Annotated in this window: 10 protein-coding genes, 1 tRNA gene and 1 pseudogene; 8 read left to right on the forward strand and 4 right to left on the reverse strand. The window is 44.3% G+C overall.

Translation table 11 applies throughout. The features are described 5' to 3' along the window. Nucleotides 1-104: 104 nt before the first annotated feature. The 4 genes from ACT6R0_RS01745 to ACT6R0_RS01760 form a co-directional block, all read right to left on the reverse strand. Complete coding sequence (locus ACT6R0_RS01745; RefSeq protein ID WP_444650735.1) at nucleotides 105-935, reverse strand: mechanosensitive ion channel family protein; 831 nt, start codon at nucleotides 933-935, stop codon at nucleotides 105-107. Then, on the reverse strand, nucleotides 935-2,953 hold the full coding sequence (locus ACT6R0_RS01750; RefSeq protein WP_444650737.1) for a thioredoxin domain-containing protein: 2,019 nt from the start codon (nucleotides 2,951-2,953) through the stop codon (nucleotides 935-937). Before ACT6R0_RS01750 ends, ACT6R0_RS01745 begins: the two co-directional genes overlap by 1 nt. Nucleotides 2,954-3,100: 147 nt before the next feature. Next, complete coding sequence (locus ACT6R0_RS01755) at nucleotides 3,101-3,538, reverse strand: hypothetical protein (protein ID WP_444650739.1); 438 nt, start codon at nucleotides 3,536-3,538, stop codon at nucleotides 3,101-3,103. 583 nt (nucleotides 3,539-4,121) lie between these two features. Continuing rightward, nucleotides 4,122-4,194 (reverse strand) — tRNA-Phe (locus tag ACT6R0_RS01760). Between the two features lie 132 nt (nucleotides 4,195-4,326). On the opposite strand from ACT6R0_RS01760, the gene ACT6R0_RS01765 reads away from it, so the two are divergent. The 8 genes and pseudogenes from ACT6R0_RS01765 (at nucleotide 4,327) to ACT6R0_RS01800 (ending at nucleotide 11,927) form a co-directional block, all read left to right on the forward strand. Next, nucleotides 4,327-5,058: a type III pantothenate kinase gene (locus ACT6R0_RS01765; protein ID WP_444650741.1), complete on the forward strand. Its 732-nt coding sequence runs from the start codon at nucleotides 4,327-4,329 to the stop codon at nucleotides 5,056-5,058. After that, nucleotides 5,055-6,314: an outer membrane protein transport protein gene (locus tag ACT6R0_RS01770; protein WP_444650743.1), complete on the forward strand. Its 1,260-nt coding sequence runs from the start codon at nucleotides 5,055-5,057 to the stop codon at nucleotides 6,312-6,314. Before ACT6R0_RS01765 ends, ACT6R0_RS01770 begins: the two co-directional genes overlap by 4 nt. A 14-nt stretch (nucleotides 6,315-6,328) precedes the next feature. Then, complete coding sequence (locus ACT6R0_RS01775; protein WP_444650745.1) at nucleotides 6,329-7,693, forward strand: tetratricopeptide repeat protein; 1,365 nt, start codon at nucleotides 6,329-6,331, stop codon at nucleotides 7,691-7,693. A gap of 4 nt (nucleotides 7,694-7,697) precedes the next feature. Then, on the forward strand, nucleotides 7,698-8,246 hold the full coding sequence (gene lptC, locus ACT6R0_RS01780; protein WP_444650747.1) for an LPS export ABC transporter periplasmic protein LptC: 549 nt from the start codon (nucleotides 7,698-7,700) through the stop codon (nucleotides 8,244-8,246). A 12-nt stretch (nucleotides 8,247-8,258) separates the two neighbouring features. Further along, nucleotides 8,259-8,438 carry a hypothetical protein gene (locus tag ACT6R0_RS01785; protein ID WP_444650748.1) on the forward strand — a complete coding sequence of 60 codons (180 nt, stop codon included), beginning with the start codon at nucleotides 8,259-8,261 and terminating at the stop codon, nucleotides 8,436-8,438. Between the two features lie 11 nt (nucleotides 8,439-8,449). After that, nucleotides 8,450-9,718 carry a hemolysin family protein gene (locus ACT6R0_RS01790; RefSeq protein WP_444650750.1) on the forward strand — a complete coding sequence of 423 codons (1,269 nt, stop codon included), beginning with the start codon at nucleotides 8,450-8,452 and terminating at the stop codon, nucleotides 9,716-9,718. A gap of 100 nt (nucleotides 9,719-9,818) precedes the next feature. Continuing rightward, nucleotides 9,819-10,268 (forward strand): annotated as a pseudogene (locus ACT6R0_RS01795) (SurA N-terminal domain-containing protein); the annotation flags it as partial. A gap of 432 nt (nucleotides 10,269-10,700) precedes the next feature. Beyond that, nucleotides 10,701-11,927, forward strand: a complete 1,227-nt coding sequence (locus ACT6R0_RS01800) for a peptidylprolyl isomerase (protein WP_444652307.1) — start codon at nucleotides 10,701-10,703, stop codon at nucleotides 11,925-11,927. The last annotated feature ends 8 nt before the right edge of the window (nucleotides 11,928-11,935 follow it).

Here is an 11,935-nt window from a genome sequence, read left to right on the forward strand (position 1 = left end):
TGTTTTTGTAAAATTGTTGCATACAATGCATCAAAAAAACTCAAATAGTATGCCACAAGAAGGTTGAACGCAATTTTTTATTGCATATTGTTTATTTTGGCAATTTATTTTTTTGTAATAATGTCTTTCTGTGGATAGGAGATCTGTATGCCCGCTTTCTCGAACGAAGGCTTAATGTTTTCGTAAAAGTCGGATACCATACGCCCATATTTAGCTCTTTCGGACCAGATATATACAGCAAGTTCAATGGAGTCATCCGAAAGTGACTTCACATCAATTGACGGTGCGGGCTCCCGAAGGATATTTGGGTCGCCCCCGATAACGTTCAGGATCTCCTGCTTTACCTGTTTCAGGTCGCTATTGTACCCAACTCCTAATACGATCTCGGCACGTCGTAGCGGTTCCTGCGAAAAGTTCTTTATTGTCCCGTTGGAAAGTGCGCCGTTGGGCATATAAATTACCTGGTTATTGCCTGTTATGATCTTGGTGCTGAATATCTGTATGCTGTTCACGGTCCCTGCCTGGCCCTGTGCTTCGATATAATCGCCTACGCGGAAAGGCTTGAACATTATAATGAGCAATCCTCCAGCAAAGTTGGATAGCGATCCCTGAAGCGCGAGGCCGATAGCGATACCCGCGGCACCGAGGGCGGCCATGAGCGAAGTGGTCTTAACACCCAGCTGATCGATCACTGTTACGAATAAAATTACCCGGAATACCCAGGTGAAAACATCGAGTACGAATTTTAAAAGCGTGGGGTCGAGGTTTTTTTTGGTCATGAGGTTCTTTACGATCCTCCTGAATAATTTAATGATAAGCAATCCAAGTATAAGTACAATAACTGCCGAAATTAGGCTTGGCACATAATCTACAAGATTGCTGTAAAAACGGGCGAGGTAAACATCGATGTTCTCGATGGCAAAAAGGGCTTTCATTATAGTATTACTTCTGTTAATGCATCCTCCAGATGGGAGTGCGGCAAGTTACACGCGTTGTTACGGCAAACATAAAACATTAAACTATCTTTAACAAGGCGGCCCTGAAGGAATGGCACCGATGATCCCTTAGCGCTGCCTGCTATGATAACATGCGGCAGGTATAAAGCGTTTACCTGTTTTACGGCCTCTTTGGCCCCATCGCCGCAAATTGCCAATTCCCTGTTCTGCGATGAGAGTTCCAGCCAAAGGTTGAGCCAGTTAGAAAATGCAGAAGGGTGGTCGAGGTTGGGGATGATGTGGTAAAGCATTTGCAGCGCGACCTTCTCATAATATTGGTTGTGGAACAAAAGGCTCAGCTTGTACAGGACATTGCCCATGACCGAATTGGATGCAGGAATGACATTGTCCTCTGTTTCATAATGCGGAGTTATGAGCTGTTCACCGTTTTTAGGGACATAAGCAAAGAACTGCCTTTGCTGATCATAAAAATTCTCAAGGCAATAGTCGGTAAGCTGTTTGGCATAGAGCAGCCATTTCTCTTCGAGCGTGGCTTCGTACAGCGTAATGAACGCGTCAGCCGTGTGGGCGTGATCTTCCAGGAACCCGTTGATCTTGGCAATGCCGTTCTTGTAGGTGCGCCACAAATGCCCGTCGCTGTCCCACATAATCTCGGCAATGAATTGGGCATTTCTTAAGGCTGCGTCCAAATAGTCTTCGTTACCAAGTGCTTTATAAGCATCGGCGTAGCCTTTTAGCATCAGGGCATTCCATGAAGTGAGCGTCTTGTCGTCAAGGCGGGGCTTTTCGCGGTACTCGCGGGCTTCGTACAGCAATTGCTCCCATTCTGTTTTCTTGTCGCAAAGTTCTTCAACAGTGATCCCTGCTTTTGATGCCTGCTCTTCGATGCCTTCATTTTGTATCAGCACGAATTTGCCATCTTCCCAAAAGCCGAATTCGTTAATGTTGTAAATTGAAGCGAAAATTTCAAAATCGCCTTCAAGCAGTTCTTTGAGTTCATCTTTTTCCCAGACATAAAATGCGCCTTCTTCCAAATGGCCTCGGGCGTCAAGGCTATCGGCATCAAGGGCGCTATAGAAAGCCCCGCTTTCATGAGTGAGTTCAGTTTTAATGAAGAAATGGGTTTTCTCAATGACTTCCTTGTACAGCGGGTCCTTGGTCCGTTTATATGCCTCAGCACACAGGCTCATCAGCTGGCCGTTATCATACAGCATCTTTTCAAAATGTGGTACGTGCCATTTGACGTCGACCGAATATCGCGAAAAGCCTCCGCCCAAAGTATCGAACAATCCGCCCCATGCCATGCGGGTAAGTGTAAGGTCGACGAAATCGAGCAATTCTTTATTTTTCGTTTGGTAGCCGTAGCGTTGCAGGAAGAGATAGTTGTTCGGCATCATGAATTTTGGGGCACGGGCATACCCGCCAAACTCGTGATCGAAGCTTCGGGCCCATTTTTCGGCGATGGCCTTTATGCCGGATGGGTCAGGGATAGCGCCTTCTTCTTCGGGCGTCACCAACCCGATGTGGCCGATGCCAAGCATGAGCTTATCGGCATAGCCGAACATTTTTTCAGGCTCAGTGGCAAAAATATCCTGTAGCTGTTGCAGCGCCTCGATCCAGTTGTTCTTACGAAAGTAGGTGCCGCCCCATACCGGCCTGCCATCGGGCAGCAATACCACGTTCATGGGCCACCCGCCCTGGCCGGTCATCAACTGTACTGCCTTCATGTAGGTGGCATCCACATCGGGCCTTTCCTCTCGGTCAACCTTTATAGGAACATAATAGAGGTTCATTACGTCAGCGACCTCATTATCCTCAAAGCTTTCGTGCTCCATCACGTGGCACCAGTGGCACGCCGAGTAACCTACGCTTACTATTATCAGCTTGTTTTCTTCTTTCGCCTGCGCCAATGACCTTTCGTTCCACGCCTTCCAGTGAATGGGATTGTTGGCATGCTGCAGTAGATAGGGGCTTGTTTCGAGGTGGAGTTCGTTCATTAGGGAAAATTTGAAGTGTAAAGTTAGGTAAAGGGTGATCGGCAGGCAAGCAGTTTATAAAAAGAGAATGATCAGTCGTGTAATAAAAAAAAACCACTCTTAGGTGAGTGGTTCTTGTGTCTTATTCCTGATCGTGTGAAAAAAAGGTTATTTTTTACCAAACAATTTTATTACCTGCTTTTTGGTAAGAAAGTTGCTTTCGGCAGCAAAGTCATAATTTTTTTCGGCAGAATATTTTATTTTAAGGCTGGTAATGCCCATGTTCTTTTCAAAATGCAGCCAGGCGGTACCTTCGGTAAGTTCAACGACCAGTTCATCTTTTGGTAAGCTATCAAAGCCCGCCATTATAAGTGAGTAAAGGTTCTCAAATTCTTTTTCCGATATCGAAAAACGGACTATTTTTTCAAGCTCTTTAAATTTTTGGTCTTTTAAGATTACCATGTAGCTTTCCGGATACTTGTCGATGGATATTGCAAATGCTCCCAAAGGCGCGATCTTTCCTATCTGGACGTATTCGCCTGTTTTAGTTTGAGCGTTCGCAAATTGCGCTACTACCAGCGCCAGGAGTAAAATGATCTTTTTCATAAATGTGTATAAGTTATATAAATGGTTTTAATGATTATTATTTGGATGCGTTCCGTGTGGTCTCATTTTCCTCACTAACAAAGTAAAACATGTTTTAATTGTGTCGTTAGTGGTAACCTTGTAAACATGGACCGGATAGGATTTTTTTTCTTTGTTTTTTCTGTGCTGTTCAATATGCTTGCTCTTTCTTTTAACAGATCTCCTGCTGCTGCATGGTCCTGATATCTTCCATGCAGTCGATCCTTCGGAATACTCCTTTGCAATAGCGCCATATATTTCATTGGCATAATATCCATATACGTCGTGATCAAAAGCATCGGGATCATTAGACGTTGCGTAGGGCTTTATTTTTTCCTTTACCTCGTCAATTTGTCAGGCTTTTTAGAGCAAGAGAAAAGAGTTAGAAACCCGGGTAGTAAAATTATTCATTTCATAAGTTCGTTCGGTTGATTTTTTTCAAATATCTGAAAATATTTTAATTATTAACTATCGCTATGATATTTTGCCGATATTTTATTTTCTAACAGATTTGAATGCTTAGGAAAAAAAAGAAACCCACTCGTTTTGAGTGGGTTTCTTTATGTGGTACCTCCAGGAATCGAACCAGGGACACATGGATTTTCAGTCCATTGCTCTACCAACTGAGCTAAGGTACCATTATGTTTGCAATGTTAGGGCAGTGTTTGCTGTGCTTCATTGCGGGTGCAAATATAGAACCATTTTTATATTATCCAAAACAAAAGATAAAAAAAATCAATCGCTATCTTTGCCTTTCTAATCAGGAGAAAATGCTTTTAGCGGTTGATATAGGCAATACGAAAATTAAAGCGGCTGTGTTTGAGGGTGCTGCGCTCATTTCAAAATTTACTTTCGATAAAAATGAGGCGGCTGAAGAAACAGAAAAAATCTTTAAAAAACATCGTGCTATCACCCACAGCATACTTGCATCGGTAGGGAAAGAGGAGGAAAAGCTGTTTTTACTGCTTAAGGAAAAAACGCAGATGCTGGAGGTGGACCGGGATTTTGTGTTTCCGTTCGAAAATAAATATGGCACGCCCGAAACCCTGGGGATCGACAGGATGGTGCTCGCGGCGGGGGCCGTGCTGCGATTTCCCGGTCGTCACAGGCTGGTGATCGATGCCGGTACCTGTGTGACCTATGATTTTATTGATTGTAGTAATGCCTATCTGGGCGGGGCGATTTCGCCGGGATTGCAAATGCGCTTCAATGCCATGCATACTTTTACGGCAAAACTTCCGTTGTTATATCCGGAAATGCCGGAAAGCTTTATTGGCAGCTCTACCACAACGTCTATGAACTCAGGCGCTGTAAACGGGCTGGCCTTTGAACTGGAAGGCTTTATTGAGCGGTATGTGGAACAGTATCAGGATGTAATGATAATATTGACAGGGGGAGATGCTGATTTTTTGGCTAAACCATTAAAAAGCACCATATTTGCCAATTCAAATTTTCTGCTGGAAAGTCTGAATCTTTTATATTTATATACGAACAGGAAATGATCAAAAAAATTATTGCGGGCTTTTGCCTCCTTATGTCCACTGTTGCTTTTTCTCAGGAAAACAATGCGTCGCCTTATTCTTATTACGGCATTGGTGATGTGAAATTCAAAGGGACCGTAGAAAACAGGTCGATGGGAGGATTGGGTATAATTCCCGACAGTATCCACCTGAACCTGCAAAACCCTGCAACATATTCTTCGCTCAAGTGGACTACTTTTACCCTTGGCGCAAGCAATACGCAAACACGTTTTAAAACCGAATCTGAATCAGATAAGGCCCAAAGGACTACGCTTGACTACATTGCCGTGGCTATACCGGTAAAGAATTTTGGGTTTGCTTTCGGGCTCATGCCATATACGTCAGTTGGCTACAGGATAGAGAATGAAGTTGGAGGCTCGGACGGCTTTACGCGTTTCAGGCGCTTTCAGGGCAATGGCGGCCTGAACCGTGTTTTTGCAGGAGGGTCATACAGGATAAATTCAAAGTTCAGCGTGGGTGCCGACTTCCAGTATAACTTTGGACAGGTGGAGACCAAGAGTATTACAGGGATACCGCAAGCCGGGATACAATATCCTACCAGGGAAATAAACAGTTCTGATTTCAGTGGGGCATCGTTTAATATAGGTGCGGTATACCAAACCAGGATCAATGGTAAGTATGAGTGGGTCACAAGTGCGACCTATACACCACAAAGCACGTTAAAAAGCAGTACGGAGAGAGAGACCGCTACGATCACGATCACAAGTTCTAATCGTGAGATCGTTATGGACCAGATCGATCAGTCGATCTCTGAAGAAGAATTAAAAATGCCGTCAAAATTCACTTTCGGTTCAGGTTTTGGTGAAGCACGTAAATGGTTCGTAGGTGCAGAATATACTTTTCAGGAAAGCAATGAATTGGGTAACCGTTTTGATGCGGTGACCGATGCGGGCTTTGAGACAGCGCATAAATTTTCATTGGGTGGTTACTATATTCCCAAATACTTCTCATTTAATAGCTATCTTAGCAGGGTGACCTACAGGGCAGGATTGAGGTACGAGAAAACGGGCCTAGTCGTAAATGGGGAATCTATAAATGATATGGGTTTGAGCCTTGGGTTCGGGTTACCGCTCTTGGGTGGGTCTAACCTGAACATAGGTGCCGAATATGGCCAGCGGGGCACTACCACGGCCGATCTTGTGAAAGAAAATTATTTCAACATAATGGTGAGCCTCTCTATAAGCGACAGATGGTTTGTAAAGAGGAAGTATGACTAATTAAACCTGACAGCATGAAAACAGCACGACTCTTATCAGTATTCGCAGTAAGTTTATTTACCCTGACGCTTGCTGCGCAGGGAACATCAAAATGTGAAGCGGCTTTTAAGGTGTTTGAGCAGGCTGTGAGTACCCTCAATTATAACGATGCCTATGGGCAGCTGCCAGATCTGAGGAAAAAGTGCCCCGAGTATAACGATAAGCTTTATATTTATGGGCAAAAGGTGCTGGAATACAAGATTGAAACGGCTGCCAACCCTGCAGACAGGCAAAAATATGTGGACGAACTCGCGGTGTTTTATACCGAGTATGCCCGTTACTTTCCTAAAAACGATGGCGCTGTAAAGAAGGCCCTGCTGCAAAAAGAACACAAGCTGGCCACAGATGATGAAGTGTATAAGCTATTGGATGCTGTTTTTACTTCCAACAAAGCCGCATTTACTAATTACAATGCCCTCGAAACGTATTTCAACCTGTATCTTATCCAGTATGATGCCGGTAAAGGTATCACCCAGGACCAGTTCATAGAAAAGTATGGTGCGATAGCGTCGCAGGTGGCTTATGCTAAAAATAAGATAGAGGGCGACAGGCTGATATTGCTGAAAAAACAGGAGACGGAGAAACTTTCGGCTGCCGAATCGCAACTGATCGCTGATGCGGCAACTACTTCCGATGCGTTGAATGCCGTGGCCGAGAACATGGCAAGGCAGTCGTCCAGGCATTTTACCTGCGAAAAGCTGGATGCCTATTACGAAAAGAACTACGAAAAGAATAAAGCCGACATTGCATGGCTCGAAGGCCTGGCTACGGGTTTGTACAGTAACAAATGCTACAATTCGGCGGTGTTGCATAAAGGCGCCCTAGCCGTACATACGGCGAAGCCTACTGCCCAAACAGCTTACATGTTGGGTAACATCGAGCTGAAAAGGCGTAACCAAAAGCAGGCGATCGTTTATTTTGAACAGTCGGCAGCGCTTGAAACATCCATAGATAAAAAGGCTAACCTGTATTATGACATTGCGTCCATATTCAGGAATTCGGATAAGGCTAAAGCCAAGGAATTCGCGTTGAAAGCTATTGCCATAAATGCTAAATTCGGTAAGCCTTACATACTACTGGCAGAGATGTACAGTTCTGTCGGAAAGGAATGCGGCATTTCGGAATTCGACCGGAAAGCCTTGTCGTGGCTGGCGATAGAAACCGTTAAGAAAGCTGAGATCGCCGAGCCAAGGTACAAGACTACCGTAGCATCGCTCATAAAGAACTTCGAAAAAGGCAAGCCGACGAAAGAAGAGGCTAAGGTCGCAAAGCGCAAAAAGGGCGATGTGATCACCTATGCCTGCTGGATCAATGAAACCGTTACTGTTCCTACACTATAATTTGATGAAGGGATATTCGATATATATAATTGTTGTCGCCATTATGGCACTGTCATTTTCCTGCGAAAGCAACCTGAAGGAGGTGCAGCGCATTAACAGTGTTACGTTTAACCCGGTGGGGCAGACGGAGAACATTAACCTGAAATATACCGACTCAGGTAAAGTCAAGGCGATCCTTGTAAGCCCGCTGATGATGGATTATTCCAACCTGCAGTATGGCTTTAGTGAATTTCCCAAAGGTGTTCATGTTACCCTGCTCGACAATTCGCAAAAGAAAAGCTATGTGGTGTCAGACTATGCCATTCAGTATAGCAATCCCGACAATATCATCGACTTGCAGGGCAATGTAAAGATCACTTCGGACGACGGCAAGGTGCTGGAAACCTCGCAATTGTATTACGACCAGAAAAACGAGTGGTTTTATACCGAAAAACACTTTAAATTTACAGACGAGAAGGGCAGCTATATCGAAGGGCCGGGCGTTGACTTCAGTAAAGACTTTAAAATATTCAACGCACAGCGCAATAGTGCCCAGATTAATAATGTTGACTAACAGGATATGAACATGTATTGGAAATATGCACCTTATTTATTTTTGATCTTTGCGGCGCTTTTTTTGTATGACGCGATCACCAACCTTATGGACGGAAAAGATGCCGTAATTAGTTTTGTTTTTACAGGTGTAGCTATTTTCATGTTCTTCTTCAGGAGGAATTATTATAAGAGGTTCGACAACAAGAAATAGATCTTTACACTATGGAAACTGCAGTTATTATCATTTGCCTGCTGCTTTCCGCCTTCTTTTCGGGTATGGAGATCGCCTACGTGTCCTCGAACAAAGTGTATCTAGAGGTAGAAAAAAAACAACAGGGCTTCATCTCTAAAATACTTACCCGCCTTACCGAAAAGCCTACGCTTTTCATGGTTTCCATGCTTGTTGGTAACAGTATCGTGCTTGTGGTTTATGGATACTACATGGGCAGTAATGTGCTTCGTTGGGTTTATCCCGATCATGGCGAAATGCATATTTTTTACCAGTTGCTGCTCCAGATCGTAATATCTTCGTTCATCATTCTGCTCACGGCAGAGTTCATCCCAAAAATATTTTTCCAGCTATATGCCAACAGGCTTATAAAGCTTTTCGCCCTGCCGGCTTATGTTTTTTACTGCCTGTTCGCCGGTGTGTCAAAGGTTGTCATCGCGGTATCTGACCTTATCCTGGTAAAACTGCTGGGGACAAAAGGCGATACGCAGCGTGCTTTTTTCAGCCAGGGCGAATTGGGGAATTATGTAAACGAACAGCTTGCCGGGGCGAAAGACCATGAAGTGACAGATCCTGAGATACAGATATTCCGTAATGCCCTGGATTTTTCGGGAGTAAAGGCCAGGGCCATTATGACACCCCGCACAGAGATCGCTGCTGTGGAAATAAATGATGAAGTTGCCGAATTGAAGCAGCTCTTCATTGATACGGGCTTTTCAAAAATTGTGGTATATGAAAGTTCACTCGATTCGATAATTGGTTATGTCAATGCTTTTGAGATATTCAAATATCCAAGAACCATCGGTTTGGCCATGACACAAATAGAGCATGCTCAGGGTGATGTGCTGATAAAAGACCTTTTGGACCAACTTACCCGGAAAAGGAAAAGTATGGCGGTCATTTGCAATGAAGATGGCGGTACCGCTGGCATCGTAACGGTAGAGGATATCATTGAGGAGCTTTTTGGCGAAATTGAGGACGAGCATGATCTTGATGAAACCGAACGCGTAGAAACCTTACTGCTGGATGGCAGGTGGCTGTTCTCGGCAAGCCTGGAGATCGATCATCTAAATGAGAAGTTCAGCCTTGGGATCCCGGAGTCTGAGGCCTATAATTCGCTGGGAGGGTTTGTGGTCTTCCATGCGGGAGGCATTCCAAAAAAAAGCGAAAAAATAATAGCCGGAGGTTTTGAGGTGGAGGTTGAACAGGCCTCTGCCAAAATAATCACGCTGGTAAAAGTGGCGCGTTCGCAGGAGGGATAAAAAAAATTACGGGAGCGGCAAAAATATAAGCCCATTCTTTTTATTATTAAACAGATAATTGTATTTTCGCCCACTGAAATAAAATTTAACAACATTAAAAATGGCGGTTTTATCAAAAATTAGGCAGCGTTCGCTCCTTCTGATACTTGTTATCGGATTCTGTTTATTGGCCTTTATCATTGGCGATATCATAAACAGCGGCGGTTTCGGCGTTACCAAAGAGGTGGGAAGTGTTAATGGCAAAGACATCATGGCACAGGAATTTTTCCAGAAAGTGAACGAATTCCAGTCCAGGCAGCAGGGCATTAGCGGTACTCAGGCAGCAAATGCGGTGTGGAACCAGGAAGTGGATAATATACTTTTTGAGCAACGTTTCGAAAATACAGGACTTAGGGTAGGCAGGGACCACGTGTTCAATATGTACGCCCAAGATCCAAGTGTTGCCCAAAACCCTCAGTTTTTGAACGCGCTTGGAAAATTTGACAAGGCAAAATTCAATGAATTCCTTGTTAACATGAAAACCACGAATCCGCAGCAGTGGCAAATGATCGAAAAGAACATGCCACTTGTTGAGAATATGGCCAAAAGACAGCTTTATGTTACCATGCTAAAAGCGGGTATGTACACTACTGATGCAGAAGCTAAGGCTAAATACAAAATGGAAAGTGACAGGGCTGCATTTGACTATGTATTCGTTCCGTTCACGACGATCAATGATGATCAGGTAAAAGTCTCAGACGATGAGATCATCGCTTTCATGAAAAAGAACGAAAAGAAATACAAGTCGGAAGAGTCTCGCGAGATCGAGTACGTTAAGTTCGACGGCAAGCCATCTGCGGCTGACGAGGCTGAAATGAGAACGGGCATCAACGCGCTTTTGGCCCCAAGTGTAAAATACAACGAAAAAACAGGTGTTAATGATACGCTTCCTGGCTTCGGACAGGCTGCAGATGTTGCTGAATTTGTTAGCATCAACTCTGAAATGCCTTTCGATTCTACTTTCGTAACGAAAGAAAGGCTGCCGATAGAGCACGCTGAGCAGATATTCAACCTGCCTGTAGGTGGTGTTTATGGCCCTTACATTGATAATGGCTACTACAAGCTTACAAGGATGATGAGGAAAGGCGGAAGCGTTACTGCAAGCCACATCCTTATAGGTTTTGAAGGAAGCGGCATGCCGGGGGCTACAAGGAGCAAGGAAGAAGCCAAACTAAAGGCGGACGACCTTATGAAGCAGGCAGTAGCAAATCCTGGAGGTTTTGCCCAATTAGCTAAAGACAATACTGAAGACCCGGGGTCAAAAGAGAATGGCGGCGAATACAAAGACATCGTGCCGAACCAGATGGTAAAGCCATTCAACGATTTCATCTTCAACAACCCTGTTGGAAAGATAGGTGTGGTTGAAACACAGTTCGGTTACCACGTGATCAAGATCACAGGTAAGAATGATGCCGCAAAAGCGGTTCAGGTAGCTACAGTAGCACAAAAGATACAGCCGTCTGAAAAGACAACGGATGAATTGTTCACAAAAGCATCTAAAATGGAAATGGATGCGGCCGACAAACCGTTCGCTGATCTTGCAAAACAGTACAACCTTACCGTTACTCCTGTGAACAAATTGCTTGCTAATGACGAAAATGTTATGGGGCTTGGCAATAACAGGGATATGGTAAAGTGGGCATTCAACAAAGACACGAAAGTGGGCGATGTTAAGAAGTTCGACCTTCCTATGGGCCAGGGCCATGTAGTGGCAAGGCTTAAGGCTGCTAACGAAAAAGGCCTTCTTCCGCTTGAAGAAGCTAAAATGGTCGTAGCGCCTCTTATCCGTAACGAGAAGAAAGCTGAGCTTATCAAGAAGAAAATGGTTGGCACAACACTGGAAGAAGTAGCACAGAAGTCAGGTTCAAGTGTGGCTGTAGCTTCAGACGTGACACTTGCCGCGCCAATGATACCTAACGTAGGCGGTGAGCCTAAAGTAGTTGGAAAAGCATTTGCACTTCCTGCAGGAAAAACTTCAGGGCTTATTACAGGCCAGGCAGGTGTATTCATGATAAGGACCAATACTGTGGTTAAAGCTCCTGAGCTTCCTAATTACAGTGCTTTCACAACAAGGATGAAAGCGGAAAGCAGAGGTAGCGTTACCAACAGGATCTCTACAGCGCTTAAAGAGAAAGCTGATATCGTAGATAACAGGGCTGAGTTCAACTAATCAGTTTA

The sequence above is a fragment of the Flavobacterium sp. genome, from assembly GCF_052437795.1.
Classification (GTDB): Bacteria; Bacteroidota; Bacteroidia; order Flavobacteriales; family Flavobacteriaceae; genus Flavobacterium.

Bases quoted from the DNA above. Each gene is read 5' to 3' on its own strand.
- ACT6R0_RS01790 (WP_444650750.1), top strand. From the start codon at position 8,450: ATGGAAACTGCAGTTATTATCATTTGCCTGCTGCTTTCCGCCTTCTTT.
- ACT6R0_RS01765 (WP_444650741.1), top strand. From the start codon at position 4,327: ATGCTTTTAGCGGTTGATATAGGCAATACGAAAATTAAAGCGGCTGTG.
- ACT6R0_RS01745 (WP_444650735.1), bottom strand. From the start codon at position 935: ATGAAAGCCCTTTTTGCCATCGAGAACATCGATGTTTACCTCGCCCGT.
- ACT6R0_RS01770 (WP_444650743.1), top strand. From the start codon at position 5,055: ATGATCAAAAAAATTATTGCGGGCTTTTGCCTCCTTATGTCCACTGTT.
- ACT6R0_RS01755 (WP_444650739.1), bottom strand. From the start codon at position 3,538: ATGAAAAAGATCATTTTACTCCTGGCGCTGGTAGTAGCGCAATTTGCG.
- ACT6R0_RS01750 (WP_444650737.1), bottom strand. From the start codon at position 2,953: ATGAACGAACTCCACCTCGAAACAAGCCCCTATCTACTGCAGCATGCC.
- ACT6R0_RS01775 (WP_444650745.1), top strand. From the start codon at position 6,329: ATGAAAACAGCACGACTCTTATCAGTATTCGCAGTAAGTTTATTTACC.
- lptC (WP_444650747.1), top strand. From the start codon at position 7,698: ATGAAGGGATATTCGATATATATAATTGTTGTCGCCATTATGGCACTG.
- ACT6R0_RS01800 (WP_444652307.1), top strand. From the start codon at position 10,701: ATGCCTTTCGATTCTACTTTCGTAACGAAAGAAAGGCTGCCGATAGAG.
- ACT6R0_RS01785 (WP_444650748.1), top strand. From the start codon at position 8,259: ATGTATTGGAAATATGCACCTTATTTATTTTTGATCTTTGCGGCGCTT.